Source organism: Pedobacter nyackensis (assembly GCF_032678475.1).
GTDB lineage: Bacteria > Bacteroidota > Bacteroidia > Sphingobacteriales > Sphingobacteriaceae > Pedobacter > Pedobacter nyackensis_A.
This window is the reverse complement of record NZ_JAVTSF010000001.1, coordinates 975,581-1,000,988: the sequence shown is the minus strand read 5'-3', so window position 1 is coordinate 1,000,988 and position 25,408 is coordinate 975,581. Positions and strand designations below refer to the sequence as shown.

Here is a 25,408-nt window from a genome sequence, read left to right as displayed (position 1 = left end):
CTAAATATATAAAAATCTTTTATAAATACATTGATATGTAGAAAATGTAATACATTATGCCAATTTCGCTTAATATGTGCCCGTGTTGCAATTTTAACGGATTGGTATAAAAAGAGTATGTTTGTTATATTTTTTATCATCTGTAATAAAGACGTGTTAATTCTCGTTTAAACATCTTTAACTTACATGTATTCATAAATAAAATTAATGCTGAACTCAAAAACAACTGTAATTGTATTATTGGCCGTACTGATGAATATAGTTTTCGGTACCCTTTTAATCGCACAAACAAAAAAGACTGTAAGCGGTGTGGTTAAAGATAGCACTGATGTGGGGATCCCAAGTGCTCATGTACGCCTGGTTTCTGGCAAGGATACGCTTAATACGAGTGCGGACAATGATGGGCGTTTTTCTTTTAGCGGAATTAGTTTCAATACTTTCAATATACAGGTCCGTGGTATTGGTTATAAAGCACATAGTAGTAGCCATGCTTTTGGTGATCAGCAAGTTGAGTTGCAGTTGGCTCCGGTGATTTTAAAATCAGAAACTACAATGCTTAACGAGGTGGTTATTCAGGGGAAAATTACACCCATACGTGTCATGAAAGATACTATCGAATATAATGCGGGTGCTTATGTCGTTCGCGAGAATGATCGGGTGGAAGATCTGTTAAAACAGTTACCCGGAATGGAGGTGGACCAGGATGGGAAGGTGACCACTATGGGAAAAGAGATGACTAAAATCAGGGTAAATGGGAAGGATTTTTTTACGGGAAACGTTACAGAGTTTATCAAACAGCTTCCGGCCGACATGGTATCTCACTTACAGGTAATAGATGATTATGGTGATGAAGCTAATTTTACCGGAATAAAAGTAGGGGAGCCTGCTAAGATTCTGAATCTGGTTACCAAGCCGGGGCGTAATAGAGGTAAGTTCGGAAATGTTAGTGGTGGCGCTGGTACAAATAGGCGTTATGGGCTTAACGCTGCATTAAATCTCTGGAATGGCGATCAACAGATCGGAGCAAACAGCAACTTGAATAATACGAATAACAGCGCTGGAGTAAATCAGAGTATTGGTGCAGGTGCGAGTCTCCGCAGGCCGATAAGTAAAAATTTGACGTTGAATGGCGGCTATAATTATAATCAAAATACCAGTGAAAATGAGATGAACAGTTATGTAGAGACGCTTAACGAACTGGGGACTATTTATAGTGATAACCACAACAGATCGAATCAAAAGGGAGGAAATAACAGTTTTAATTTAGGTCTGAACAGTCGATTGCGCGATGATTTTTTAAACCTGTCTGTAAACGGAAGTCTTTCAAATAACAGTTTTACTAACAATTCGTCCTCTCGGCAAACTGGTGTTATTCGCCAGGATCTTATTACAGAAAGCGGAAATTCGAATCGTAATCCCAACATTAGTACAAATGTTAGCTGGGGTAAGAAATTCGGTAAAAAGAAAAAGCGGATGCTGATGATGAATTTTAGTGGGGGGCTTAATAAAACCATCAATGAGGAAGATATTTTAACGCGTACAGGGTACTATGATAAAGTGACAAACGAGTTGGTTAAAGACTCCCTGTTGAACAGGTTAGTGGATACCAGGAATGGAAATAACAATTTTTCAGTGGGGATTAATTTTAGTGAACCTTTAACTAAGGCTACAGATACGGTGAAAAGAACATCTATAGACCTCAGTTATATGACTTCAGTCACTTCAACAAATAATAGTTTGCAAACGAATGTTATAAATGAGGGGGGAGAAAAAAGCTATGTAGATTCACTGAGTAATACTTATACCTCATTGTTTATTAATCATAACCTGAATTTGAATTACAGGTACAGTGCAAAAAAGCTGGAATATGGCATTGGAATGAGTTTCCAGCCCAGTACACTTACAGGAAGCTATGAAGGACGAGCAGATAAGATTAGTCAAACAACGACAAACATGAGTCCAATGGCTAATGCCAGGTTTGTTTTTAATAAAAGCCAGTCCATTAATTTAAATTATAGCGGTTCAAGCAATGCGCCGAGTTTTGAGCAATTGCAGCCAGTGCCCGATACACGGAATTTGCAGAATGTAATTATTGGAAATCCAGACTTGAAAACGTCTTTTGCACATTCGGTAAATATTGGGTACCGGGTATTTGGCAGTACAACAGGTAGAGCGTTGCAGATTGGATTAAACGGAAATACAACCCAGAACCAGGTAGTGAGTAACGTGCGGCTTATACCAGACACATTGAATGGTTTTAAACAGGAAACCCGCTACGAAAATGCAAATGGGAATTATCGGGTTGGGAGTAATTATTCGCTTTCACTGCCTTTTGCAAAACGGAAGTATACCCTCTCTGTTAATGGAAATATTAGCTATGCTAATAACGTGCTTTTTACGGATAACGCTAAGAACTTTAACACGGCATTGAATTTCAATCAGTCGCTTAGAGCCAGTATGAATACCCAGAAAGTTTCTATGGAAACCGGCGTAACTTATAGTTATAATGGCAATGAGTACTCGTTAGCTACATCCAACACACGAAATATCGAAAACTGGTCATTTATGATGCAATCCAGAGTGAGGCCGGTGAAATTCTTATCTATGAACGTTAACGCGTCTAAAACAATAAATAATGGTTACGCGTTAAATGCAAGCAACCCATTGCTGGTAGGGGCCAGTGTGGAGACTTTATTCTTAAAGAATCAAATTGCGTCGTTAACACTTCAGGTAAATGACCTGCTAAATCAGGGAAACACTTTTAATCGGGTTGTAACCAATAATTCAATTATTGACAGCAGGAGCAACCAGGTTACACGTTTTTTGTCTATGAATTTTTCAATGAGGCTACAAAATTTTGGAGGTAAGAAAAAGAGTTAAAAATGTATCATAGCGTAGTTTTGTATAGTTAGTTAATTTATTAATGCTAGATTTGAATAGCGTTAAATCTTAACGGTTTTGAGGAAGCCGTTACATGCCCTGCACTTGGTTAGTGTGGGGTTTTTGATTTTAATGTGATAATTGCTATATTTGTGACGAGAGCGTTAATTTATAGGGGTGTAAGTCGGTATGATTTACGCCCCTTCTTTTTTTATTACGTTCAGTTTTCAATACAGATTTGTATGCTCCATAATTAATAGTGGCTTTATTGCGCTCTTCGCTAGGTGAAGTATATACAATTAAATTGGAATGTGATTTACTATCTAAAGTTGTTTAATACCCTCTACAAAAGGAAAAAAGATCTGGAAAACCCTTTTAAAAGTCAACTGATAATTAAAAAAACCTTCTTTAAAGCATTTAAATAGAGGATGATGTTTTGCCTTAGTTAAATATATTTTAAAATTAATATGTTTAAACTTTCATTTATTAAAAAAGATAGTTACATTTGAGCTTACCCTTTCGAGGGTATGTTTTTCATAGGTAGATGTAGGGTCGAAAATTAATTTTCGGCCCTTTTTTGTTTAACCTGCTTCCGTATCTTTACAGCTGCTATGAGGAAGAAGAAGAAAGTAATAGTAGCCGTTACCGGAGCCAGTGGCTCGGTTTATGCTAAGTTGTTGTTGGATAGTTTATTGGGGTTGTCGGATCAGATAGAGAAAGTTGGCGTTGTTATGTCTGACAATGCGAAAGAGGTCTGGCGCTTTGAATTGGGTGATGAAGATTACGACAACTATCCCTTTACTTTTTACCCAAAAATGGATTTTAATGCTCCGTTTGCTTCGGGTTCCGCAAAATATGACACCATGATTATTATTCCCTGTTCAATGGGAACACTTGGTCGAATTGCACATGGAATTTCAAACGATCTGATTTCAAGAGCAGCGGATGTGATCCTTAAAGAACGTAGAAAATTGATAGCAGTAGTCAGAGATACGCCTTTTAGCCTCATTCACATCAATAATATGAAAATTGTTACTGAAGCGGGTGGCATCATTTGTCCGGCAAATCCTTCGTTTTACAGCATACCTAAAACCATAGAGGAAGTAGCGCAGACAGTTGTGAGCAGGGTAATAGACCTGGCCGGGTTTGAGCAGGATAGTTACCGCTGGAATGAAGAATAATATCATCTAAAACCTTATCTTTGCAGGCTTATTAATACTGATGAAGAAAGTTGCATTTTATACATTAGGCTGTAAGTTGAATTTCTCTGAAACCTCAACCATAGGCCGCTTATTTACCGACGCAGGATATGCTGTAGTGGATTTTACAGACGCAGCGGATGTATATGTAATCAATACATGTTCTGTTACAGAACATGCAGATAAAAAATGCCGAAAGGTTGTAAAAGAGGCTTTAAAGTATGCTCCTCATGCATACATTACCATTGTTGGCTGCTATGCTCAATTAAAGCCTGCAGAGATTGCAGAAATTGAAGGTGTTGATATGGTTCTTGGTGCTGCCGAGAAGTTCAGGATTGTAGAATTTATATCTGATTTGACCAAGCAACCCAAAGCTGTAGTTCATCAGCAGAACATCGAAAAAGTAAATCATAATTTTATTGCAGCCTATTCAATTGGCGACCGTACCCGTACTTTTTTAAAAGTACAGGATGGATGCGATTATCCTTGTACTTATTGTACTATACCCCTTGCCCGTGGCGGTAGTAGGAGCGATACCATTGAAAATGTGGTGAACCGTGCTCAACAAATTGCGGAGAGTGGTGTGAAAGAAATCGTATTAACAGGTGTGAATTTAGGCGATTTTGGTATCAGAAATGGTCAGAGGGAAGATAAGTTTTTCGATCTGGTAAAAGCACTGGATGAAGTTGAAGGTATCGAGAGAATTAGAATATCATCTATAGAACCTAATTTACTAAGTAATGAAATTATTGAATTTGTGGCTAGATCGAAACGATTTGTACCTCATTTTCATATTCCATTACAGTCAGGATCTAACAAAATACTTGGCCTGATGAAGCGCCGTTATCAGCGTGAGCTGTATACAGAAAGGGTAGCCAAAATAAAAGCGGTGATGCCTAACTGTTGCATAGGTGTTGATGTTATAGTGGGTTTTCCAGGTGAGACGCATGAAGACTTTCTGGATACTTATCAGTTTTTAAACGAACTGGAGATCTCTTATCTGCATGTATTTACTTATTCTGAAAGGGAACAAACAGAAGCTGCAGAAATGAAGGGACGTGTTGCGGGTAGTACGCGCGCAGATCGTAGTAAAATGCTTCATATCTTATCAGATAAAAAGCGAAGGGCATTTTATCAATCGCAGATTGATACTATTGGCGAAGTCCTTTTTGAAGACGAGAAGAAAAATGGTTTTATGCATGGTTTCACTAAAAACTATGTGAAAGTTAAAGCGAAGTACGATCCGGTAATGGTTAATGAAATAAAAACCGTTAAACTGGTTGAACTTACGGCAGACGGCGAAGTAGAAGTTGCAGAAACGCAAGAAGTATTGTCGCATTAATCCTATATTCGCATAAAAACTTTTTTATCATATGTTTCCTACCGTATCTCATTTTATAGAATACCTTTTTGGTGTACAGGTTCCGCTTCCATTTAATACGTTTGGTGTTTTTGTAGCGCTGGCATTTATAGCCGGTTATTGGGCATTTACGAAAGAATTTAAAAGAAAGGAAGCATTAGGGATTTTACATCCGATTAAAAAAATGGTTACCATTGGGAAACCTGCCACTGCTATTGAATTAATTACGAATGGTATTTTTGGCTTTCTTATTGGTTATAAGCTGGTTTATGCCTTGCTAAATTATAAACTCTTTGTAGCCGATGCGCAGACAGTGCTGTTGTCATCTAAGGGGAATATTCTGGGTGGGTTATTTTTCGCAGGATTATTTGCTTACTGGGATTATCAGGAAAAGAGTAAAGTAAAACTGGATAAACCTAAAACAGTACAGGTAACCCAACATCCACATGAGCTGATGGGGAATCTGATTGTTTGGGCTGCGGTATGGGGCTTTTTAGGCGCTAAGATATTTGACAACCTTGAACATTGGGATTCTTTTATCGCCGATCCGATTAACAGTCTGCTTTCATTTAGTGGCTTAACTTTTTATGGTGGGCTTATTTGTGGTGGTGCAGCAGTGCTTTATATCGCGCGTAAAAATGGTATCAAGCCATTGCATATGCTGGATATTGGTGGCCCGGGAATGATGTTGGCTTACAGTGTCGGCCGTATTGGCTGCCACATGTCTGGTGACGGTGACTGGGGTATTTCGAACTTAAATCCTAAGCCAGTTTCATGGCTTCCCGACTGGCTTTGGGCATATACTTATCCTAATAACGTTGCGAACGAAGGTGTACCTATACCGGGATGTGTAGGTAAGTTTTGTAATGAACTTGCTCAACCGGCTTATCCAACACCACTTTATGAGGTGATCGTTTGTTTCGGGTTATTTATGATCTTATGGAAATTACGTGATCGTATTAAGTTACCGGGAATGATGTTTGGAATTTACCTGATGATGAATGGTGTTGAACGCTTCTTCATCGAGTTGATCAGGGTAAATACAAAGTATAATGTTGCGGGAATACAATTTACGCAGGCTGAACTGATTTCATGTTTAATGTTCTTATCTGGCTTGCTTCTTGTACTTTATTCTGTAAGAAATAAAGAAAAATTAGCTAATTATTAAAATCTTCAGGATTTGAATTACGAAATATTGTGCTCCAAAGTTGTAGCAATCGCCCGACTGACAGGTAATTTTATAAGAAAGGAATCCATGAACTTTGATGCGCAGGCTATTGAGTTTAAAGGGTTAAATGATTTGGTATCTTATGTTGATAAAACTGCTGAAAAACAGTTGGTGAGAAACCTGTATAAAATTCTTCCTGAAGCAGGTTTTACAACAGAAGAAGAGACCGTAAATACTAAGGGTGCGGTATACAACTGGATCATCGATCCTCTGGATGGTACTACTAATTTCATTCACGGTATTCCTACCTATTCTATCAGTATTGCATTATACGAAGATAACCATCCTGTAATTGGTGTGGTTTATGAAATCAACAGAGGGGAAATGTTCTATACATACAAAGGTGGGGCAGCTTACCTGAATAATAAACCAATTGTAGTTTCCTCAAGAACTAAACTTGCTGATTGTTTGCTGGCTACAGGATTCCCTTATTATAATTTTGATAAACAAGCGCAGTATATGGAACTTTTCGCTGAAATGATGCGTAAATGTCATGGCTTGAGAAGAATTGGCTCTGCTGCCGTAGATCTTGCTTACGTGGCTTGTGGGCGCTTTGATGCTTATTTCGAATATAACCTGAACTCTTGGGATGTTGCCGCCGGAGCTTACCTGGTACAGCAGGCCGGGGGACAAATTATGAACTTTGGAGGTGGTGATGAATTTATTGAGAAACGTGAAATTTTAGCGACGAATTCCCATGTCACTGAAGAGATTTTAACAACCATCAAAAGATATTTCTAAAGTATATCTGCTGATGGATAGACGGTTATTCCAGCATAAACAAAAAGAGGCCCGATTTCAAAATCGGGCCTCTTTTTGTTTATGCTATTAAAGAAGAAATCCTTTTTATAGTGCTTCAGAAACAACCTCTTTAACTTCTGGTACCATACGTTGCAATAAGTTCTGTATGCCTGATTTTAAAGTGATGGTAGAAGACGGGCATCCACTGCAAGAACCTCTAAGTTCAACAGTTACTACACCTTCATCAAATGATTTATAGCTGATTGCACCACCATCCTGTTCAACAGCAGGACGAACATAATCATGCAGAATCTGCTGAATTTTAATTTCTAGTTCAGTCCCTTCAAATGCCGGAGCTTCTGCTGAAGTATCTTCCTTGATTTTATATTCAGATTCAACTGCGCCTTTTACAAATTCCTTTAAAATAGGCTCAATATCCGGCCATTCTGCATCCTCTGTTTTAGTGATGGTCACAAAGTTACTAGCGAAAAACACACCATTAACAAAGTTGAATTTAAATAGTTCTTTAGCAAAGGGAGAATGCTCTGCGCTTTCTTTAGTTGCAAAATCTTCACTGCCATTGATCAATAATTTATTGACCATGAACTTCATTGTAGCAGGGTTTGGTGTTTGTTCTGTATATACGTTGATAGTCATTGTCTTAATTTTTTATACAAAAATAAATAATTCATTGGTGCAATCGCTGTTACAGGTGTCTGTTTTAGGTCATTATATCTGAAACAGATTTCTGTTTACTTAAAAAATACCAGTATAGTTAAAAGGAGTGATCTGTTTCAGCTCATTTTTAAGTTCTTCACTTACATTCAACCCATCGATAAAGTCGGCCATTGTAAGGGCGGTAATCTTCTGATTGGTACGTGTAAGGTCTTTCAGTGCCTCATATGGGTTTGGATAAGCTTCTCTTCTTAAAACTGTTTGTATCGCTTCAGCAACCACTGCCCAGTTATTTTCCAGATCCGCGTGAATCGCCTCTTCGTTTAACAAAAGTTTGTTTAAACCTCTTAATGTAGAAGCTATAGCGATTACAGTATGTGCAACCGGAACACCAACATTTCTAAGTACGGTTGAATCCGTTAAATCTCTTTGCAGGCGTGAGATAGGTAATTTTGCAGCAAAGAACTCAAATAAAGCATTTGCAATTCCGGCATTACCTTCAGCATTTTCAAAATCTATCGGGTTAACTTTATGTGGCATAGCTGAAGATCCAACTTCGCCTTCTTTAATTTTTTGCTTAAAGTAGTTTTTAGAGATATAAGCCCAGATATCTCTGTCTAAATCAATAATGATGTTGTTGATTCTTTTTAACGCATCACATTGTGCAGCAAACTGATCGTAATGTTCAATCTGCGTAGTGTATTGTGCACGGGATAAACCTAAGATCTGGTTTACAAAATTATTAGAGAAATCTACCCAATTGGTTCCAGGATAAGCAATGTGGTGTGCATTGAAATTTCCTGTAGCACCACCAAATTTGGCACTGTTAGGAATGCTTTTCAAAGTATTTAACTGAACTTCTAAACGTTCTGCGAATACCATAAACTCTTTACCTAGTTTAGTAGGAGAGGCCGGTTGTCCGTGTGTATGTGCTAATAGAGGAACCTCCTGCCAGTCTGATGCTAAATCTTTAATTTTTGCAATCAATTCCTTGATTTTAGGATAGTAAACTTCATCCAGTGCTAATTTAAAGGTATATGGGATAGCTGTATTGTTGATGTCCTGTGAGGTTAATCCGAAATGGATAAACTCTTTGTAGTTTTCAAGACTTAATTCGTCAAACTGTTTTTTGATGAAATATTCTACAGCTTTAACGTCATGATTGGTGATTTTCTCTGTATCCTTTATTTCTTGTGCATTACTATCACTAAATTGCTCGTAGATCGCACGCAATTTATTATAATTAGATTTATCAAAGTCTGTTAAGCCCGGTAAACCTGCTTCACAAAGCGCTATAAAGTATTCAATCTCTACATATACTCTGTATTTGATCAATGCTGACTCTGAAAAGTATTTAGAAAGACTTTCTGTAGTATTTCTGTATCGGCCATCTACAGGAGATATGGCTTGAAGAGGAGATAAATTCATGAATGTAACTGTTTTTGCAAACGCAAAGGTAACATTCCTGACGGCAATAAAAAAAGGCTTTGGGATTCCCAAAGCCTTTTTTTATAAGATTAACTTAGCTTAGTGAGCTGGAGCAGTCTCAGTAGTAGTTGTAGTAACTGCTGTATCTTTTACAGTTGTATCAGTAACTGTAGTATCAACAGTAGTAACAACAGCTGAAGTATCAGTTAAAGTTGTGTCTGTAGATTCGCCAGTTTTTTCTGATGATTGACAAGCTGCTACTGATAAAGAGATTGCTAAAGCTAAAAAGCCAAATTTAAATGCGTTTTTCATTTTGATTCTATTTTAAATAATTAATTAATTTTACTGATTAATACCTGAAAGTTTAAAAGGTAACCCAGTCATTTCAAAAAAAAGTAAAATTATTTTTAATAAAAGTGCTTTTTAGTGTTATTGTTCTGTTTTACAGTCGGATAAGTTTTTCAGGTCCTAATTCCGAGCCGCAAATATATCATCATTTCTTTATTATTTTCAAGTTTATTTATTCTTTTTTTATTCGGTTTGTGAAAGAAAAGAAAAAAGATCTTCTTAAATGTGCTGTTCATACCTAATCTTAGTCCGGATTTATCAGAATGTAAATTTTCTTAATAGTTAATTTTGCTGACTATCTGGCTTCGGTATTGTTAGGGTGTTAGTAGGGCCTTACTAGGGCGTTAGTAGGGCCTTGCTTTACCCCCTAGCCCTAGTAAGGCCCTACTAATGCCCTGTTAAGTATAAGTTAATGCTCAGGTAAATGTAAACTCAGGACAGGAACACATACTACTGTAATTCGCCATAGAGCTGGTGTATGGAGAGCTTTGTATTTTTTTTCAGAATAAGATAACGAATATTTAGACGTTATGAGATACCGGGACCATAAAACAGGCCTTGAAAATATAATAGCAAAAAAAAATATTTTTTTTAGTTAACATTGGGTTACCATTCACGTATAAAGGTATTAATTGGTGAGTAATAAGTTAAGCAGTTCAGTTCCAACAGATAGAGAGGTTGTTTTAGGTATCTTAAATAACTCAGAAGAAGCGCTAAATAAGCTGTATACCGGGTATTTCCCGATGGTATTGCAATTTATTTTGAATAATAACGGTGATGAGGATGATGCAAAAGATGTGTATCAGGAGGGAATCATTGTTTTATACAATAAGATTAAGAGCGGTGATTTTGAATTGAGCAGTAAACTAAAAACCTACATATACTCGGTTTGCAGGAGAATTTGGTTGAAAAAGCTTTCACAACGAAGCAGGAAATCAAATGATCTCTCAGACTTTGAAGATGTGATAGCTGTTGAAGTAGATTTAGAACAGCATGAGGAGAAGGAGCTGCAGTTTGAAAAAATGCAGTCGGCACTACTCCAGCTTGGAGAACCCTGTAAAACTATTATTCAGGATTTTTATATACATAATCTTTCTATGCAGGACATCTGTGAAAAGTTTGGCTATACCAATACGGATAACGTCAAAACACAGAAGTATAAATGCCTACAAAGGTTAAAGAAGTTATTTTTTCAATCTTAATATTGACATGAGGAACGAGATCGAATTAGAGGGGATAATTGAAGATTATCTGAATGGGAAACTGAATGATGCAGAATTAAAAGCTTTTGAAGAATTGCGTTTAAAGGATGCTACTGTGGATCATAAAGTTGTAGCCCATAAGGTTTTTCTGGAATCGTTAAACGATTATGCCGTAATTTCTGACCTTAAACATAAAATGGATCAGGCACATGCACAAATTAATGTTGCTGCATTAAGTAAAGAGGTTGGTCCGCATCCATCATTTATCATTAACATCTGGCGTAAAAATAAAGCGGCTATTGCTGTTGCCGCATCATTTATTCTGCTTACTGTAGTTACACTTTATTCTATACAGCAAACTACACAACAAAGCGGAAGTGTGGAGCTGGTAAGCAGGGAGCTTGCTAAAATTAGAAATTCTCAAAGTAGTCTGATCAGAAAGATCAATTCTACAAACGAAAAAAAGGATTTAAAACCTGCGAACTACGGTGGAACTGGTTTTGCTTTAACTGCGAACGGTTATATTTTAACTAATTTACATGTAGTTGATGGCGCAGATTCTGTTTATGTTCAGGATAATAAAGGCAATTCATATAAAGCGGTTGTGAAACGTAAAGATTCTCAATATGATTTGGCTATCCTTAAAATTGTAGATGATTCATTTACTTCTTTATCTAATTTGCCATACCGTTTAAAACAAAATGTAATTGGCATGGGCGAGTCGGTTTATACGCTTGGCTTTCCTAAAGATGATGCAGTATACGGACAAGGTTACGTAAGCTCCAAAACTGGTTACAATGGTGATACTACACAATATCAGGTTTCTATTCCTGTTAACCCGGGAAATAGTGGTGGCCCATTATTAGACCACGAAGGAAATATTATAGGGGTAATAAGTGCTAAACAAAGCCAGGTTGATGGTGCTACGTTTGCAGTTAAATCTAAATATATCCAGGAAGCATTAAATTCTATCCCTAATGATTCTCTAGGCAAAAAAGTAGCATTTAGTAAGAGAAATTCTATGCAGGGCATGAGTAAGCCTAAACAGCTTGATAAAATAAAAGATTATGTATTTATGATCAAGGTTTATAAATAACAGGATAAAACATTAAAATCTGAAATTAATTCAGTGGTTTCGATTGTCCCCTTAGGTTTAATATTTAAGGGGATTTTTATTTAGAAGACAAAAAGAACACCTGAAAATAATAGTCATTTTTGGCTAAATAGGTTTAATCTGCAACCGAGTATAAAAAAATACTAAGCTATGTATTAAAAGGTTACGCTATTTTCTTAAATTAGTTTGAACTTATATCTAACGTAATAATTATGCTTTTATGGATATAACTCAAAAACGCACTATAGTAAGAGAATTTCTGGTTTTTACAGCTGTCTTATTGTTGTCTGTTTCCACGTTTCTATTAACGTATGTATATAATTGGTACTACAATCGTAAAATTCATGAATTGGCTTTAATCTCTATTTCTAATAAGATGACCGCTGATAGCTTATCCAATTCCTATCAGAAGAAAGAATTGAAGCAAAACTGGTTTTTCGGGAAATTGGGCATATCTACTCCGCTTAATACACCAGAAAAGGTTTTTAAAAGATTATACGCTGTATCGCAAGCTGACAGTGTTGAGCATAAATGGAACGGAAACTGGAAGTATATGATACCTTTTTTAAAGAGTATAGGTTTTGATTCCGATAAAAGTTTTAAAAAGTTTATAGATGAGAATAATATATCAAATGAAGATATATCTGATTTAAGCAGGTCTGTCGAATTGACTAAACTAAATCAGGAGATCGTTCTTGAAAAAAATAAAGCGCAAAAGGAGATTGTTAGCCATGAAGATAAAATTAAGCTTTTCTGGCGTGTTTTTGCGTCTTTATTTGTTTTTGCATTTTTTATAAGATTCACTTTATATTAATTCAGTAGTTTCGGGGGTATTTTATATAAGCTTTTAAATATGGATTTCGGAAAAGTAGCAGCAAATGAAATTGCGTCTGTTGATTTTACACTTCCCAAAGATGGGAAACAGACTGCATTAACACTTTCAGGACATCAATCTGTAAAGGAACCTGCATTTTATGTCGGCTGTGCTAAGTGGGGCAGAAAGGAATGGGTAAATATGATTTATCCTTTGAAGACGAAGGAAGTTGATTTTCTGGACCAATATGTAAAGCATTTCAATTCCATAGAACTCAATGCCGTTTTTTATAGTATTCCAAGTGCTGATCTGATTCGGAAATGGAAACAGAAGGCAGAAGAAAATTCTAACAATGGGTTTGTTTTTTGTCCTAAATTCTCGAGGACTATCAGTCATATTAAAAGATTAAAAGATGCCGAAGTTCCGACGGATCTTTACCTTTCCAGTATTCACGAATTTGGTCAGTTTCTTGGCCCTTGTTTTTTGCAATTGGGTGATAATTTTGGACCGAAAAACTTTGATGTACTCGAGAACTATTTAAAGTTACTGCCTGTTGATCTGGAGGTTTTTGTAGAATTGAGACATGAAGAGTGGTTTACTGATGAAATTGCGCGTGCCCGACTTTTTGAAATGTTGGCCAGGTTAAAGAAGGGAGCAGTGATTACTGATGCCAGTGGACGACGGGATTGTGTACACATGGAATTGACTATCCCGGAAATATTCATTCGGTTTGTTGGTAATGGACAGGAGTTTAAGGAATCTGACTTTGCCCGGATTGATGAATGGGTGGGCAGGATTAAAAACTGGCTGGATAAAGGATTAAAGAAGGTTTACTTTTTTCTGCACCAGCACGATGAAAAAGACACGCCGATTTTGGCTGATTATACGATTCGTCAGTTCAATAAACATCTGGGAGCTAATGTGCCAACTATTAATTTTATTGAAGACAAAAAGGAAAATACAAAACAAAGTAAATTATTTTAGATAGTATACTTATTTAATAGACTTTGCCATTTTATTTTGTAATTTTAGTTTTTAACTATTAAAAATATAACATTATGAGTTTAAGAATAGGGGACATAGCGCCCAATTTTAAAGCAGATACTTCTATTGGTCCTATTGATTTTTATGAATTTTTAGGAGATAGTTGGGGTGTTTTATTTTCTCACCCGGCAGATTATACACCAGTGTGTACTACAGAGCTTGGCCGTACTTCGGCTTTAAAGGGTGAGTTTGAAAAAAGAAATGTAAAGGTTTTGGCTTTAAGTGTTGATTCAGCGGAGTCGCACAGAGGCTGGATTAATGATATCAATGAAACTCAGCATACAGAAGTTGATTTTCCTATTATAGCTGACGAGGATAAGAAGGTTGCTGATCTGTATGATATGATCCATCCAAATGCTTCTGAAACTTTAACTGTACGTTCTCTATTCATCATAGGTCCGGATAAAAAGGTGAAGTTGATGCTAACTTATCCTGCTTCTACGGGACGTAACTTTAACGAAGTATTAAGGGTAATCGACTCTTTGCAACTTACTGCGAATTACAGTGTGGCTACGCCTGCCGACTGGGAAGATGGACAGGATGTTGTAGTGATGAACAGCATCAAAACGGAAGATATTCCAGCAAGGTTTCCTAAGGGACATAAAGTAATTAAACCTTATTTGAGGATGACTCCTCAGCCGAATAAGTAGTGCTGTTAAGCATATAGAAATACAAAAAAGCCATCTCAACAGGATGGCTTTTTTCATGAGTATTGGCTAACTAAACTTCGCCTGAAGCTCTTTGAACCTGGTGTTTATCTTTTTACTTAAATGATGCTGTCCATAATCCGCAGTCATTTTATAGAGGTTATCTAAAACATAAAATGCAATCTGTAAATCTCTGCCATAGTAGTTGAGTTTTTCAGGTTCTAATGAAGCAATATAGTTCAGCTCGTTATCTAAAAAAGTCAAAGTATCAGCAGTGAGTTTATTGGCTACATTGGTTTCATTTAAGGCGTATAAATGTTGTATGGTTTGGTATCTGCTCAGGGTATCATCAATTGAGCTGCTTCTTAAAGGAATTTCTTTGATGTTTTTAACGAGTAGATTGTGCGCCTGATTGTTTTTTCCTTCTGTAATCAGGTTTGCGGTGAGCACATTGCTAATGGCCCAGGTTCCTTCAGCAACCCTCTTACTTTCAGGATCTATGTATTTCGCGGTCTGGAATCCTTTGTAATCGAATTTATGCATCATGTTATGATACATCACATCTGTATTTGGACGTTCCATCTTATCCCGCGTATCTTTGGGATCGGTTTTGAAAGGGAGTAAGCGCAATGCATAACCTTCCAGGTATAGATATTTATCTAAGCCCATGTAGGTGTCCTGAGGAACATTTGTTTCGAAATAAACAGGTCTTTCCCAGTTGTTGTTGGCGAGAATATCCAGCATAGCCAGATCAGATTTAAAAATAACATCTTTGTTATAAAACCATTCCATTTGCGGGGCGACTTTGTCTTTTTCTTTATCCGTAATGGTATGATTTTTTACCAGCTGATCAGCATCAACACTTAGTTTGAACTTTTTGGAAGGTAGAAAATTCTGGTAAGTCCCGTCTGACAACTCCAGCTTGTCGCCCTTATCATCAGAAGTCATTACGGCAAGCAGATCTTTCAGTTCTACACTGTCTTTAAAGCCATAATCAAAATAATGCAGGTAATCTCTCACACCGTTTACATATTTTTCTTCAGCCATAGTGATAGGAAGAGGAGCCGATTTATTCAATTTAGCTTTCATTTGGTTGATGTAAGCATCGTCCGACAGGTATTGGATGTTGACTACCCGGATATCTGTACGAATACCTTCTACCTCCTGCGCATACCATAAAGGAAAAGTATCGTTATCAGCGGTTACAAACAAAATGGCATTCGGAGCGCAGGAGTTGAGATAGTTTTTCGCCCAATCCAGTGCTGTTGTTTTTCCTGAACGGTTATGGTCGTCCCAACCCTGGAAACCCATAATCGCGGGTGCCGCCAGGAGACCGGTAATTGTAGCCAGTGCAAGACTTAATTTTGGTGAGCTGATACGCGACAAAGCTTCCCGAAGGGCGAAAACACTAAATCCTATGAAAATAGCGAATGCGTAAAATGATCCGACATAAGCGTAATCTCTTTCCCGTACCTGCAAAGGATCCTGGTTTAGGTAAAGAATAATGGCTAAGCCCGTAAAAAAGAACAATGAGGTGACGACAATCGCATCGTTTCTATTTTTACGGTATAGAAATAGTAACCCCACAATTCCCAGTATCAAAGGTAAGCCATAAAACCTGTTATATCCTTTGTTCTGAACTATACTGGGAGGTAAGGCATCCTGATTTCCAAGACGTAAAGCATCTATTGATTTTATCCCTGTAATCCAATTGCCTTCGGTACTGCTTCCTTGTCCATGTTTGTCATTTTGCCTACCCGAGAAATTCCATAAAAAATATCGCCAGTACATAAAGCCCATTTGATAGGTTGTAAAGAACTCCAGGTTTTGCATAAAGGATGGTGTTTGTCCGTCAGCAATATTTAGCCACTGTTTATAGAAGTTAACATGATCAGTCCTGGTGCTGTAAGTGCGTGGAAAAAGCATGTTTTTGTCGTACTCAATACTGAGTCCTTTACCGGCCGTTTCATACTTATCTTTTCCTTTTCTGTATTTGGTGTAGGTATCTTTTGATCCTGTTTGTTCAGCGTCAAAAGTTTGTCCGTACAATAGCGGAGTATCGGCATAATTTGCCCGGCCTAAATAACCATATAATCCGAATGGGTTATCGGGGTTTGAAAGGTTAAGGCTAGGCTTCGCATTGGCTCTTATGATAATCAAAAAGTAAGCACTAAAACCAAACAACACAAATGTAAGACAGGTCATTCCAAGATTGAGATGGTATTTCCTGTGCTTAATGGAGTAGTGTATGGCGTAAGCAATAGTAGCAGCCAGGATAAGTAAAAAAATCACTGCTCCATATCCAAATCCAAAACCCAGGGTATTTACCAGGAATAAATCAGATTTTGCTGCCAGTAATACCACATACTGAATGATAACATATTGTACGGTTACCCATATTATGCCTGCAATTCCTATCGCTTTGATAAAGCCCCAGACAGATGGTTTTTCAGTTTTTTTGAAATAATATACCAGTACAACCGCAGGGATCGCAAGCAGGCTCAACAGATGTACACCTATAGATAAGCCAATGATAAAGGCGATAATGATCAGCCAGCGGTCATTAGATTCTGCTTCCCATTTTAGGATGGCCCAAAAAACGAGTGAGGTGAAAAATAGAGATAAAGCATACACTTCCGCTTCCACTGCCGAAAACCAGAAGGTATCAGAGAATGTAAAGGCAAGTGCGCCGACTATTCCGGTAGCCATGATGGTCAGCATATCGGTGGTGGTTTTTTCCTGTTTGTATAGCTTGGCAGCGATTAAAGTAATGGTCCAGTACAGAAACATCACTGTAGCAGCACTAAAAACGACAGAGCTGAAATTTATCCAGTAAGCTACTTTTGCGGTGTCGCCGCCACTTAACATGGAGAATAACTTTCCGATCATCAGGAATAGAGGTGCTCCGGGCTGGTGACCAACCTGCAGCTTATCTGCTGCGGTAATAAATTCAGCACAGTCCCAAAAGCTTACTGTTGGCTCCATAGTAAGCCAGTAAACCATTCCAGACAGTCCAAAAAGGATGAAACCGGTCAGGTTATTGATGCTTTTAAAATTCTTCATGAGTGGGCAATTTTGTTTAATTAAAAATAATTAAATTATTGCCATACAGTTATTTGTAAATGTTAATTTATGTTAAAACAGACTTGCAGAATTGTCTCAGCTGGTTGATATAGACTAGTAATGCTGGATGATCCTGGCATCAATTACAATATAGCCATCAGTACGACTTTGTGTGAAAAGAAGAAACTGATGTTGATCCGGTTTAATCTTATACTTTTTGACGAGGTTTTCGGCTTTGTCCCGATAATTTCTTACGATGACGTTTCCGTTAAGTTGTTTCTCTTTTTTTAGTTCACCTGAAGTAATGACCCTGTTGATTTTGAATATTCTTCCAGGAAAAAGGTTGTTATAGACAGCAGCAGTGTAAAGCTGGGTTTGTGTGTCCAGTTTTTTTAAACCATAGGTTTTGGCGATGAGGTTAAAAGCGCCACTTTTAAGCAGAGCTGCATCTGGTTCGTACAGATAAGTTTCAAGAGGTCCTGTAAGTATAGGTGATTCGGTTTGTTCTTCTTCTCCTTTTAAAAAAGTGAAATGTTTGTCCTCCTCATTTAAAGTTACGCACTTAATTTTAACAGGAGCTACAGTATCTTTTTCAAGTACCCACAACAATTCCTTTACTTCATTTTTAGTACTTACAATATGGATTTCTGCAACGTTTTTAAGTTCTTTTAATCCGGCACTTAAATCGAGTAAAGGGGCCGTTTTTATAATGATTCTTTTGGATTTAGCAAGAAGTAAGTCCAGATCTTCTATAACATTGGGCGTACAGTCTTTCAGCATGAATACTTTTCCTGCGGTACTTCTTCTGGCAGGGTCTATATAAATGGTATCAAAAGTCGCATTTGTTTCCTGTAGCCAGGCTAAACCATCTCCCGTAAAGAAAGAAATATTGTCTTGTCCCAATACCTGCGCATTGTGTGCCGCAATTTCCGAAAGTTCCGCATTGATTTCACAATGCGTAACTGTAGCTGTTTTTTTTGCAAAATATAAACTGTCGACACCAAAACCACCTGTCAGGTCAATTAAGCTATTTCCCTTAACTAATTCAGCTTTATAGCATGCTGTAGTTTCTGATGAGCACTGCTCGATAGAAAGCAGTGCCGGGTAATAAATGTTATTTGCAGCATACCAGCTTGGTAATTTGCGCTGTGATTTGTTTTTAGCAGCAATCTGACTGGCTAGTTCTTTAGCTTCAACATCCCCAAAGGGACTTTTTGCCATAGCAATTTTATGTACATCATCATTTAAATGATTGTTGATGTATTCCTGAACTGGTTGATCTAAAATGCGCTTATTCAATATTTAACTACTCCGTTTCTTTTTTATCCCTCATCACAACCTGGCAAGTATTTCTGCTTTTTACCTCTAAAAGGATACTCTTGTTTACGGTTACGCGGTCTATTGTTTCCTGGTTATAATACCTGATTGTAACCAGTTCTACCCCTGTATTGTATTTAACTTTGTAATCTTTAGATAGATCTGTCATTAGCTTATCCAGTTTTTTTGCGTCATAATCAAAGCTGATAGAGAAACTGATGGCAGAATTTAACATCGTGTTGATTTTTACTCTGTGTTTATGGAACAGACTAAAGATATCGCTCAGGTTTTCCTCAATAATGAAAGAAAAATCTTTAGGGAATATAGACAGCAATACCTGGTTTACTTTAAAAATAAAGGAAGGTACAGGTAAATGGTTTTTAACATCTGTAATGTCAGTACCTGGTGCATCCGGATGCAGGAATGAACGGACATACAAAGGAATGTTCTTGTTTTGGATAGGCTTAATGGTTTTTGGGTGGATAACTGTGGCACCATAATAAGCCAGTTCTATCGCATCATGATAAGAAAGCTGAGGGATTCTTTCAGTTTCATCAAACCATTTAGGATCTGCATTTAAAACACCTGGCACATCTTTCCAGATGGTAACCGATTCAGCATCCAGGCAGGCAGAAAATATGGCTGCAGAATAATCGGAGCCTTCACGGCCCAGTGTAGTGGTAAAGTTCTCACTTGTACTGCCAATAAAGCCTTGGGTAACTACAATATTATCCTTTAAAACAGGAGCAAGGTTCTTCTGTATTTCAGCTTCTGTTTTCTCCCAGTTTACCAATCCTTCGCGGTAAGTATTATCGGTATGCACAAAATTGCGTGCATCAACCCACTTTACATTGCTGTTTTGGGTGCTTAGATAAGCAGCGATTATCTTAGTAGAAACCAATTCACCAATTGAAACGATCTGGTCGTAAATATAGTCAGGTGCATCTTCAGGTTCATCTTCAAGTAACCAGTCGATTTCTACAAAGGTATTGATGATGTCATTGAATACCGGATGATTGTGATCGGGGAATAACTGGTTTAAAATATTGAAATGATACTGCTTTACTTCTTCAAATATCTGCTGAACATCTTCTTGTCCGTGTAAATATGCTGTGGTTAGTTCTTCCAGTTTGTTGGTTATTTTACCCATTGCTGAAACAACGATCAGCAGTTCATTCCCTTTATGCTTTTGGATAATCGATGAAACGTTTTTTACTCCTTCAGCATCCTTAACAGATGCCCCTCCAAATTTGTATATCTTCATTTTTAATTCGCCCGATTTAATAAACTGTTTGGCCTTGCTATATCTTTTAGCTCTGCAAAAGGAATCAATAATTCTGTGATTCCAAAAGCATAAGCTTTAATTTCGTATGGATTATAAAGGAATTTTAAGCCCTCTTTTGTAATGGTAAAGTTTTGATTTAAGCTAAATTTGTCGTTCTCAAAAAAATAACTGTCTTTAAGACTTTGAGTGGGAGACAGCTTTTCATTTTTTCTGAAGATTTTCTCTGCTACTGCTGTTAACTTAGGCATTGCTTTCGGATCAATCAGACTATCTAACGTAATTTCTTTATGATCAGCGGGATTGTAGTTAAGGTATGTGAAATTGCTATTCGGGTGTGCCCCACCTTCGTAATTTACATAGGTTACTAATGCCGAAAGATATTGCGGTTGCTGTGCTACCACATCAATTTTTCCATCCATAAACCAGGTCTGACCATACTCTTTATTTTCTTTTCTAAAATCATCAAAGTTTTTAATAAAGGCAGTGACAAAATCCTGATAAGTATTGAAATGTTCGCCCTCATCGGCAAAGCCCATCATTTTTTGCTCAATGAACTGGTTTATTTTCTCATCTGAAAATACTGGATAAGTAATTACTGCTTTTGTGGTGTCCGTTACATTTTCGTTAGTAACCATATTTTTGCTGTATACTTTTACTGAATCATATTTTACGGATAGATCAGTATGCTTTTCAAGGTTTGTAGTATCGGTTGTACCGACAGACTTTTTCTCGTTCTGGCAAGCCAAGAAACTAATAGTAATTAAAAATAAGGCTAGTTTTTTCATTGGTTTTTGTTTTTCTGATGAGGTATGGGGGTTATTTCATAATCTGTTCTTTTGTAAATGAGCCGTTAAGCCATTCAGGATCCAGGTCTGCACCATATTTTTTGTAAAAATTAATGGCTGGCTCATTCCAGTCCAGCACCTGCCAGTTCATGCCGTTAAAATTTTTGTCTTTAGCATCCTTCAAAACGGCCTCAAAAAGTAATTTTCCGATACCACGACCTCTGTAAGATTCAGTAACAATAAAATCTTCAAGGTATAACCTGCGGCCTTTCCAGGTCGAATACCTGGTGTAATATATCGCAAAGCCAGCGATAAAACCGTTTTCCTCGGCAACAATTGCATCCCAGACTTTATTCGGGCCAAAGCCGGCATCAACAAACTCTTCCAGTGTTACAGTAACTTCTTCGGGTGCCCTTTCGAATACTGCCAGCTCATTAACCAGCTCCAGTAATCTTTCACAATCTTCCTTAACAGCTACCCTAATATTTACGTTCATTTATGCTTCAGTTTTGTAATGTTTAATTATTCTTTTTCCAAAAATATTGCTGCCAATACGCACCATGGTACTACCTTGTTCAATGGCGAGCTTATAATCGCCAGACATACCCATGGATATTTCTTTAAAATAATCCACTTTTCTGAAGAAACTAACTTTAATGCCATCAAAAAGTACTTTTAGCTCATTAAACTCATCTTTGGTCTGTTTTTCCTGAGCATGGTTGCTGGCTATCCCCATTACGCCAACAATGCGTATATTTTGCATAGCGGCATACTCCTCCGAACGTAACAGCTCAATAGCCTCATCAAAGCCTAGCCCGAATTTGGTATCTTCATCAGCAATATAAATTTGAAGGAGGCAGTCGATAACCCTTTTGTTTTTTAAAGCCTGTTTATTGATTTCGCTCAGTAATTTTAAACTATCTACGGATTGGATCAGATTAATGAAAGGAGCAATATATTTAACCTTGTTGGTTTGTAGATGGCCAATCAAATGCCATTCAATATCCTGTGGTAATTTAGCTTGTTTATCAACCAGTTCCTGTACTATATTTTCTCCAAAAATGCGTTGACCGGCATTATAGGCTTCTAAAACAGCGTCAGCTTCCTGGAATTTAGATACCGCAATTAATTTAACGGATATCGGCTCTAATTCGCTTTTATATTTTAATAAGTTATCTGCTATACTCATTTATCAGTATTTTTGGTAAAATTAACAACCTTAGCGAACTTTGTCTAAGAAATAATGATGTTTTAACATAATGAGGAACTTTCTTTATATAACAATTGTCTTTTTTTCTCTTTCTGGCTGCAAACCGGGTATACCGAAGGATATTATACAGCCCGATGAGATGGCTAAGGTATTACACGATATTCATATTGCTGATAGCTACCTTGGAATGACAACGCGCCCTGATTCTGTTAAAATAAAGGCTGCGCAGTATTATAAGGGGATTTATAAAAAGTATGACATAGACTCGGCATTATATATGCGAAGTATGGATTATTATGGGAGGGAACCTAAAGTAATGAATGATATTTACGTGAAAGTGACTGCCGAGCTGACCAAAGAGAAAAATGCAATTGTAAAGGCTGACTCTATCTTAAATGCCAACGAAATAATGAAGTACAGAGTGAAGATGGTGAGGGATTCGACCAGGGCTGCGGATTCAACTTTCTGGGCTAACTTTCTGTTGAAGCCTTCTGCAAGGTTGAAAGCATTAGGAATAAAAGATACCACATTGTTAAAAGATACAGCACTATTAAAAGATACGGTTAAAAAAAGTGTCGACGTGATGAAATTAAAAATGGACTATAAAAGTCTGAAAGATTTAAAATAAGTATGTTATATCCGGAGAATTGTTTGGAGCGTTTGGGGTTTAATGAGGTAAGGCAACTTATTTATAAACACTGTTTAAGTCCGATGGGACAACAGATGGTTGGGAAGATGCAGGTGATGACCAAGTTTGACCAGATCAATAAGTTTTTAAGGCAAACGCATGAGTTTAAGAGTATTCTTGAAAACCAGGAGCCTTTACAGATCAGCACCTTTTTTGATATAAAAAGTCTTGCCGAGAAGATAAGGGTAGAAGGTACCTATCTGGTAGAAGATGAGTTGCATCAAATGTATGCTTCTTTACAAACTGTATTTTCGGTACTTCGCTTTTTTGATGAACGGGAAGGTGTATATCCTAATCTGGAAGCCTTGTTTGAGCATCTGCCGGTAGAGAAAAATATCCTTAAAAAGATTGAAACTGTACTGGATCCGAAGGGAAAGATCAAGCCCAATGCATCGCCAGCCCTGCAAAATATAATTGGTGATATTGCCAAAACAGAACAGGATGTGCGTAAGCGAATGGATTCGATTTACAAACAGGCCGTTGGCAACAACTGGGTAGCCGATGGTAGTTTAACCGTACGCGATGGCCGGATGTGTATTCCTGTCCTTGCAGAAAATAAACGGAAACTAAGAGGTTTTATCCATGATGAATCGGCCAGTGGGCAGACGGTTTATATTGAGCCTGAAGAGGTTTTTACATTAAACAACAAGTTGCGTGATCTGGAATTCGATAAACGAAGAGAGATTATCAGAATATTGATCGCGCTGACCAATGATTTAAGACCTTACACCCCTTTATTACTGTCTTATCATGGATTTTTGACCAAATTAGATTTTGTAAGGGCAAAAGCACTGTTTGCTATTGATGTGGAGGCCGATATGCCTGTGCTCATCACTGGTGCGAAAACAAAATTGATTAATGCAAGGCATCCGTTGTTGTATCTTTCTTTTAAAGAAGATAAAAAGACCGTTGTGCCGCTTAATATACATATCAACGATGATTTGAGGATTGTATTGGTATCAGGGCCAAATGCCGGTGGTAAATCTGTTTGTATGAAAACTGTTGGCTTGTTACAACTGATGGTACAATCGGGCTTACTGATACCTGTTCATGAATCAAGTGAGGTGGGGATTTTTGATAACATATTCGCTGACATTGGGGATGACCAGTCCATTGAAAGTGATTTGAGTACTTATAGTGCTCATTTGACCAAGATGCGGTTTTTCGTGGCGCATGCTACGCCAAAGTCATTGGTGTTGATTGATGAGTTTGGTACTGGTACCGATCCGCAGTTTGGCGGACCTATGGCCGAAGCTGTGCTGGAAGTATTGAACAATAAAAAGGTAAGGGGAGTTATCACCACTCACTATTCTAATTTAAAGTTGTTTGCCGGTAATACACCAGGATTGGAAAATGCTTCGATGTTATTTGATAATGATAAAATGAAGCCATTGTATGTACTGGAAATCGGTAAACCTGGAAGTTCTTACGCTTTTGAAATCGCACAAAATATAGGTTTGCAGAAAGAAGTGCTGGAACTTGCCAGGGCTAAGACTGGTACGAACCAAAATCGTATAGATAGTTTGCTGGTTGATCTGGAACGTGAGAAAAAGCAGATTTATGATACTAAACTGCATTTATCTACCCAACAGAATAAGGTTAAAAACCTGGTGGCAGAGAACGAGAAGCTGAGGGAATTTTTGGATGAGAACAGAAGGGTGCTGATCAAAGAAGCCAAGCTGGAAGCGCAGGCTATTATTAAGAATGCGAACAAGCTGGTTGAAAATACCATTGCTGAAATTAAAGAAAAACAGGCTGACAAAGCAGTAACTAAAGAACTTAGGCAAAACCTGCAAAAGGTGTTGGTGCAAAATCAGGTGAAGGAAGAAAAGAAACCGGAAGTGGTGATACCTTTAAATACGCCAATTGAAGTAGGGGATTGGGTGCAGCTTAAGGATAGTGAAACTACCGGACAGGTTTTAGAGATAAATAGAGATAACCTGGTACTGGCTTTGGGCGATTTACGTTCAGTTGTAAAGAAAAACCGCGCTATTAAAATCAGCAATAAACAGGCTAAAAAAGCTGCTCAGAGTAATTCTTATACAGGCAGTATTTCTGAGGCCATCAGTAGCTTTAACGCTGAACTGGATTTAAGAGGTATGCGTGGAGAAAATGCGATACACGAGGTCGAAAAGTACTTAGATAAGTCTATTATGCTTGGTTTTCCAGTAGTTAAACTTATTCATGGTAAAGGTGATGGAATCCTCAGAAAAATGATCAGAGAGTATCTTAAAAAATATAGTCAGGTAAACCGGGTTGAGGACGAACATGCTGACAGGGGCGGTGATGGGATTACCTATGTTTATTTTAATTAAGTAAACATATTTAAAATGAGTGTGTTATATGGATAGTGAAAGCTGTAGGTAGCTTTATTAATCCA

The 25,408-nt window shown here is 37.4% G+C and carries 21 protein-coding genes; 12 read left to right on the top strand and 9 right to left on the bottom strand.

From position 1 onward, the window contains the following. Positions 1-207: 207 nt before the first annotated feature. The 5 genes from R2Q84_RS03975 to R2Q84_RS03955 all read left to right on the top strand — a co-directional run bounded on the left by R2Q84_RS03975 (position 208) and on the right by R2Q84_RS03955 (position 7,408). Positions 208-2,880 carry a TonB-dependent receptor domain-containing protein gene (locus R2Q84_RS03975; protein WP_316815232.1) on the top strand — a complete coding sequence of 891 codons (2,673 nt, stop codon included), beginning with the start codon at positions 208-210 and terminating at the stop codon, positions 2,878-2,880. A gap of 611 nt (positions 2,881-3,491) precedes the next feature. Continuing rightward, positions 3,492-4,061 (top strand): UbiX family flavin prenyltransferase, encoded by a 570-nt coding sequence (locus R2Q84_RS03970; protein ID WP_316815231.1) that lies wholly within the window; start codon positions 3,492-3,494, stop codon positions 4,059-4,061. Positions 4,062-4,101: 40 nt separating this feature from the next. Continuing rightward, positions 4,102-5,421, top strand: a complete 1,320-nt coding sequence (mtaB, locus tag R2Q84_RS03965) for a tRNA (N(6)-L-threonylcarbamoyladenosine(37)-C(2))-methylthiotransferase MtaB (protein ID WP_316815230.1) — start codon at positions 4,102-4,104, stop codon at positions 5,419-5,421. A gap of 31 nt (positions 5,422-5,452) precedes the next feature. Next, a complete protein-coding gene (locus R2Q84_RS03960) occupies positions 5,453-6,607 on the top strand; it encodes a prolipoprotein diacylglyceryl transferase (RefSeq protein WP_316815229.1) in 1,155 nt (384 codons plus the stop codon). Positions 6,608-6,619: 12 nt separating this feature from the next. Continuing rightward, positions 6,620-7,408, top strand: a complete 789-nt coding sequence (locus R2Q84_RS03955) for an inositol monophosphatase family protein (RefSeq protein WP_316815228.1) — start codon at positions 6,620-6,622, stop codon at positions 7,406-7,408. Between the two features lie 105 nt (positions 7,409-7,513). On the opposite strand, the gene R2Q84_RS03950 is transcribed toward R2Q84_RS03955, so the two are convergent. The 3 genes from R2Q84_RS03950 to R2Q84_RS03940 all read right to left on the bottom strand — a co-directional run bounded on the left by R2Q84_RS03950 (position 7,514) and on the right by R2Q84_RS03940 (position 9,823). Continuing rightward, positions 7,514-8,065 carry a NifU family protein gene (locus tag R2Q84_RS03950; protein ID WP_316815227.1) on the bottom strand — a complete coding sequence of 184 codons (552 nt, stop codon included), beginning with the start codon at positions 8,063-8,065 and terminating at the stop codon, positions 7,514-7,516. A 99-nt stretch (positions 8,066-8,164) separates the two neighbouring features. Further along, on the bottom strand, positions 8,165-9,511 hold the full coding sequence (gene purB, locus R2Q84_RS03945) for an adenylosuccinate lyase (RefSeq protein ID WP_316815226.1): 1,347 nt from the start codon (positions 9,509-9,511) through the stop codon (positions 8,165-8,167). 99 nt (positions 9,512-9,610) lie between these two features. Then, positions 9,611-9,823: a hypothetical protein gene (locus tag R2Q84_RS03940; protein WP_316815225.1), complete on the bottom strand. Its 213-nt coding sequence runs from the start codon at positions 9,821-9,823 to the stop codon at positions 9,611-9,613. 671 nt (positions 9,824-10,494) lie between these two features. On the opposite strand from R2Q84_RS03940, the gene R2Q84_RS03935 reads away from it, so the two are divergent. The 5 genes from R2Q84_RS03935 to R2Q84_RS03915 all read left to right on the top strand — a co-directional run bounded on the left by R2Q84_RS03935 (position 10,495) and on the right by R2Q84_RS03915 (position 14,683). Continuing rightward, positions 10,495-11,061 carry a sigma-70 family RNA polymerase sigma factor gene (locus tag R2Q84_RS03935; RefSeq protein WP_316815224.1) on the top strand — a complete coding sequence of 189 codons (567 nt, stop codon included), beginning with the start codon at positions 10,495-10,497 and terminating at the stop codon, positions 11,059-11,061. 7 nt (positions 11,062-11,068) lie between these two features. After that, positions 11,069-12,157: a serine protease gene (locus R2Q84_RS03930; RefSeq protein ID WP_316815223.1), complete on the top strand. Its 1,089-nt coding sequence runs from the start codon at positions 11,069-11,071 to the stop codon at positions 12,155-12,157. A 238-nt stretch (positions 12,158-12,395) separates the two neighbouring features. Beyond that, a complete protein-coding gene (locus R2Q84_RS03925; protein WP_316815222.1) occupies positions 12,396-12,989 on the top strand; it encodes a hypothetical protein in 594 nt (197 codons plus the stop codon). A 39-nt stretch (positions 12,990-13,028) separates the two neighbouring features. Next, positions 13,029-13,973 (top strand): DUF72 domain-containing protein, encoded by a 945-nt coding sequence (locus R2Q84_RS03920; protein ID WP_316815221.1) that lies wholly within the window; start codon positions 13,029-13,031, stop codon positions 13,971-13,973. A gap of 74 nt (positions 13,974-14,047) precedes the next feature. After that, on the top strand, positions 14,048-14,683 hold the full coding sequence (locus R2Q84_RS03915; RefSeq protein WP_316815220.1) for a peroxiredoxin: 636 nt from the start codon (positions 14,048-14,050) through the stop codon (positions 14,681-14,683). 66 nt (positions 14,684-14,749) lie between these two features. Here the strand turns inward: R2Q84_RS03915 and R2Q84_RS03910 are convergent, their stop codons facing one another. From R2Q84_RS03910 to R2Q84_RS03885, 6 genes are all read right to left on the bottom strand, one after another. Continuing rightward, positions 14,750-17,743, bottom strand: a complete 2,994-nt coding sequence (locus R2Q84_RS03910; protein ID WP_316815219.1) for a DUF2723 domain-containing protein — start codon at positions 17,741-17,743, stop codon at positions 14,750-14,752. A 114-nt stretch (positions 17,744-17,857) separates the two neighbouring features. Next, positions 17,858-19,042, bottom strand: coding sequence for a methyltransferase domain-containing protein (locus R2Q84_RS03905; protein ID WP_316815218.1), 1,185 nt, complete (start codon positions 19,040-19,042; stop codon positions 17,858-17,860). A 7-nt stretch (positions 19,043-19,049) separates the two neighbouring features. After that, positions 19,050-20,324: an aspartate kinase gene (locus R2Q84_RS03900; RefSeq protein ID WP_316815217.1), complete on the bottom strand. Its 1,275-nt coding sequence runs from the start codon at positions 20,322-20,324 to the stop codon at positions 19,050-19,052. A 2-nt stretch (positions 20,325-20,326) separates the two neighbouring features. Beyond that, on the bottom strand, positions 20,327-21,130 hold the full coding sequence (locus tag R2Q84_RS03895; RefSeq protein ID WP_316815216.1) for a DUF3298 and DUF4163 domain-containing protein: 804 nt from the start codon (positions 21,128-21,130) through the stop codon (positions 20,327-20,329). 31 nt (positions 21,131-21,161) lie between these two features. Then, entirely contained in the window at positions 21,162-21,626 is a 465-nt protein-coding gene (locus R2Q84_RS03890; protein ID WP_316815215.1) for a GNAT family N-acetyltransferase, read from the bottom strand. After that, positions 21,627-22,319: a YggS family pyridoxal phosphate-dependent enzyme gene (locus tag R2Q84_RS03885; RefSeq protein ID WP_316815214.1), complete on the bottom strand. Its 693-nt coding sequence runs from the start codon at positions 22,317-22,319 to the stop codon at positions 21,627-21,629. Positions 22,320-22,389: 70 nt separating this feature from the next. Between R2Q84_RS03885 and R2Q84_RS03880 the strand changes: the two genes are divergently transcribed. Next, entirely contained in the window at positions 22,390-22,968 is a 579-nt protein-coding gene (locus R2Q84_RS03880; RefSeq protein ID WP_316815213.1) for a DUF4296 domain-containing protein, read from the top strand. Positions 22,969-22,970: 2 nt separating this feature from the next. Continuing rightward, positions 22,971-25,343 (top strand): endonuclease MutS2, encoded by a 2,373-nt coding sequence (locus tag R2Q84_RS03875; protein ID WP_316815212.1) that lies wholly within the window; start codon positions 22,971-22,973, stop codon positions 25,341-25,343. Positions 25,344-25,408: the final 65 nt, after the last annotated feature.

Bases quoted from the DNA above. Each gene is read 5' to 3' on its own strand.
- R2Q84_RS03880 (WP_316815213.1), top strand. From the start codon at position 22,390: ATGAGGAACTTTCTTTATATAACAATTGTCTTTTTTTCTCTTTCTGGC.
- mtaB (WP_316815230.1), top strand. From the start codon at position 4,102: ATGAAGAAAGTTGCATTTTATACATTAGGCTGTAAGTTGAATTTCTCT.
- R2Q84_RS03890 (WP_316815215.1), bottom strand. From the start codon at position 21,626: ATGAACGTAAATATTAGGGTAGCTGTTAAGGAAGATTGTGAAAGATTA.
- R2Q84_RS03930 (WP_316815223.1), top strand. From the start codon at position 11,069: ATGAGGAACGAGATCGAATTAGAGGGGATAATTGAAGATTATCTGAAT.
- R2Q84_RS03900 (WP_316815217.1), bottom strand. From the start codon at position 20,324: ATGAAGATATACAAATTTGGAGGGGCATCTGTTAAGGATGCTGAAGGA.
- R2Q84_RS03940 (WP_316815225.1), bottom strand. From the start codon at position 9,823: ATGAAAAACGCATTTAAATTTGGCTTTTTAGCTTTAGCAATCTCTTTA.
- R2Q84_RS03920 (WP_316815221.1), top strand. From the start codon at position 13,029: ATGGATTTCGGAAAAGTAGCAGCAAATGAAATTGCGTCTGTTGATTTT.
- R2Q84_RS03885 (WP_316815214.1), bottom strand. From the start codon at position 22,319: ATGAGTATAGCAGATAACTTATTAAAATATAAAAGCGAATTAGAGCCG.
- R2Q84_RS03960 (WP_316815229.1), top strand. From the start codon at position 5,453: ATGTTTCCTACCGTATCTCATTTTATAGAATACCTTTTTGGTGTACAG.
- R2Q84_RS03950 (WP_316815227.1), bottom strand. From the start codon at position 8,065: ATGACTATCAACGTATATACAGAACAAACACCAAACCCTGCTACAATG.
- R2Q84_RS03970 (WP_316815231.1), top strand. From the start codon at position 3,492: ATGAGGAAGAAGAAGAAAGTAATAGTAGCCGTTACCGGAGCCAGTGGC.
- R2Q84_RS03975 (WP_316815232.1), top strand. From the start codon at position 208: ATGCTGAACTCAAAAACAACTGTAATTGTATTATTGGCCGTACTGATG.
- R2Q84_RS03895 (WP_316815216.1), bottom strand. From the start codon at position 21,130: ATGAAAAAACTAGCCTTATTTTTAATTACTATTAGTTTCTTGGCTTGC.
- purB (WP_316815226.1), bottom strand. From the start codon at position 9,511: ATGAATTTATCTCCTCTTCAAGCCATATCTCCTGTAGATGGCCGATAC.
- R2Q84_RS03875 (WP_316815212.1), top strand. From the start codon at position 22,971: ATGTTATATCCGGAGAATTGTTTGGAGCGTTTGGGGTTTAATGAGGTA.
- R2Q84_RS03915 (WP_316815220.1), top strand. From the start codon at position 14,048: ATGAGTTTAAGAATAGGGGACATAGCGCCCAATTTTAAAGCAGATACT.
- R2Q84_RS03925 (WP_316815222.1), top strand. From the start codon at position 12,396: ATGGATATAACTCAAAAACGCACTATAGTAAGAGAATTTCTGGTTTTT.
- R2Q84_RS03910 (WP_316815219.1), bottom strand. From the start codon at position 17,743: ATGAAGAATTTTAAAAGCATCAATAACCTGACCGGTTTCATCCTTTTT.